This is a genomic window from Pseudobutyrivibrio sp. (assembly GCF_015057185.1).
Classification (GTDB): Bacteria; Bacillota; Clostridia; order Lachnospirales; family Lachnospiraceae; genus Pseudobutyrivibrio.
On sequence record NZ_SVEV01000062.1, the window covers coordinates 1 to 2,549 of the forward strand.

Consider the following 2,549-nt stretch of genomic DNA (forward strand, 5'->3'; position numbering starts at 1 on the left):
TGATTATATATAATCAATCCACACACCGCTTAAAACAAGGTTTAATCATAATTTATTATACTATTTACCTTATATTCCTCTTGGAATAGTCCGCTTTTTTCATAATCCATCAGCTTACTCATATTTCTAATGACATATCCAACATCATCCAATTTACCAAGATGTTCCCAATATATAGTCTTGTTATTTCTGACATTAAGAAGCACAAAGTCAGGATATACATTTTTCCCTGAAAAAAGAGTAAACTTGGGCTCGCACTGATATGGAATCCCGGCTCTATAAAAATAATCAGCCAATATTTTCTCAGATTTTGACCTGACATATTCTCCACGGTTGGTTCTTATATCTGGTTCTTCTTCAATTGTGTTCATACCACCAGGATGCATTTCCATCCATTTATGTATTATCGAGTCCTTGTCAGGTTTTATCGGGGTAACCAATCTTTTTCGCCCTTCGCACATATTTTCATATATTGCATCTATGCTGTTTTCATCATAGTTTTTTATGAAGCGCTGAAGCCTTGCTTTAATAGTATTCAAATGCTCGTACATCTTTTCATCATATTCACGCTGAGCAAATAGTCTTACTTTTTCCCTCTCTATAGCAGGCATATATCTTGGAACAGTAGTCCCATCCTCAACAAATAAATACTGTATATTCCCATGGCTTGCAGTAACTTGCAGTTTGCCTTTTTCAAGCCCTTTGTATTGTTTTAACCTGCTGTTTTCCTTGTCAATCAAGCTTTCTATTTCTAATAACTGCTGATTTAGCTCTCTCTTTATGTTATTCACTATAATTCTCCTTTCCTGTTTTGTTCCGTAATTATCTATTCAATATATCCTGATGAGCTATTGAATATTTGCGCAGTTGACCGCTTTTGAGTTTCTTTGAGGCATTTGGGTATTTTTTTAGTTTCCTTGGACTTCTTTTTTATTCCTTTATGTTCCTGCTACACCTTTTACATATTTCTTTTAGTTCGTTTAGGCGCCATATTACTGCAATACATCCAGTTATTTGCCTCGTGCAGTAATTGCAAATTCCTATTACTGCACAAGTGCAAATACTATTATTGATACAGTATTATTTTTCTTTTATTGATTAGTCCTGCCAGATTTACTACTGCAGGAATAAGATAATTTAGAGATCTACAGTAAATATTTTTTACATTTACTGTAGAATTTTGAAAACCAAGATAATTACAGTAATCACGTTACTGCATAGATATATTTTTTTACAAGATACAGTATTAAAAGAGAAATTCTACTGCACATTCTAATAATTTATGTAGTATGCAGTAATGCCCTTTGTTCTCTTTATATATTGATTTCATTGCAAAAAAGCTCATCACAAAATAGCTCTCTAAAATTAAAAGCTCTCTAAAACTAAAAGCTCTCTTAGCCATATAATACCCAGTCTTGCCAGATATTAGGCACTAAAAAACCGCTCAACTGAGCGGCTTTAATCAATCGGAGTGACGTGATTCGAACACGCGGCCCCTACCTCCCTAAGATAGTGCTCTACCAACTGAGCCACACCCCGACGACGTTTTTCATTATATAACGGAGAACATATAAAATCAACCATTATTTAATCGCGTCAAAAAATGTGAAATAATGATTTTCTCTCACTGCAATCATTGCATTAACATTCAAGACTTATGAGCACTAATGCAAATCCCAGAACATATAGACAATTGCTGAACCAGCCAGAGTGAGGATCATGGCTGAATTGGTGATAAACTTAAAAATTCGCCCAATCTTACTGTCAAAGCCTTCCTGTACAGCTACAAATCCAAGGGATGTGAATACAAGTGATGCTGTCATATATCTGAAGTCAGCACTGCAGGTGTATGGGTACTTAAACACAAACAGGCTATAACTTAGGATCATAAATATGTAAGTAAACAATACAAATGTAGTGTGAAGCTTAGTTTCACGCTCTTTATAAGCATGAAAATAGTGGGCAAAGAAAACTACAGATGTTATAAGCGCTGCAATAATTGAGGCCACATAAGCTATCTGTGCAAATGCAAGCAGATAATCCCCCATCTCTGCCGGAAACGCTTCTGCAAAAAGTCCTGTCTGGAAAAGTATCACCCATGAATTATGTATAGTTGCTGCACTTATCGGATGAAAAGGAAATTCCACATGCAATTCGGCAAGGCTTGGTATTCCAATTATTGACCACACTGAGTAGCTTCCCGTATACATGACAGACTCACTTGGAATGAGCGCAGGTGAAGGTATTCCCGGTTTCTCCCCAAAGAGTATGAGATTTCTTATAATGTAGGATAACCCAAGCGGAATGACTATCGCTCCGAAAAGAAAATATTCTAAAATGCAGTTCCTAAGCTCTATAAGATTTCCCTCTCTTATGCACCAGATAAGATAGCACAGGAAAACAAGTGCGATTGAAAAAGCACAAATAGCCGTATTTAACTTGCTTACCATGCCAAAACCAAGAGAAAGGGCGATAAGAACGATGTTTATAAAACTCTTGTCTCTGATCCAGACAAGGGTTCTCCAAATAGTAGTCAGCAAAAGAAGCAA

2 protein-coding genes and 1 tRNA gene are annotated in these 2,549 nt (G+C 36.0%); all 3 read right to left on the reverse strand.

The features are described 5' to 3' along the window. Window positions 1-41: 41 nt before the first annotated feature. The gene (locus tag E7276_RS15065; RefSeq protein ID WP_294219412.1) at window positions 42-791 is read right to left on the reverse strand and encodes a hypothetical protein; all 750 of its coding nucleotides are present in this window, start codon (window positions 789-791) and stop codon (window positions 42-44) included. Window positions 792-1,466: 675 nt separating this feature from the next. After that, a tRNA-Pro gene (locus E7276_RS15070) sits at window positions 1,467-1,539 on the reverse strand. Between the two features lie 125 nt (window positions 1,540-1,664). Further along, window positions 1,665-2,549: hypothetical protein (locus E7276_RS15075; protein WP_294219414.1), on the reverse strand; the 885-nt coding region annotated here is incomplete at its 5' end.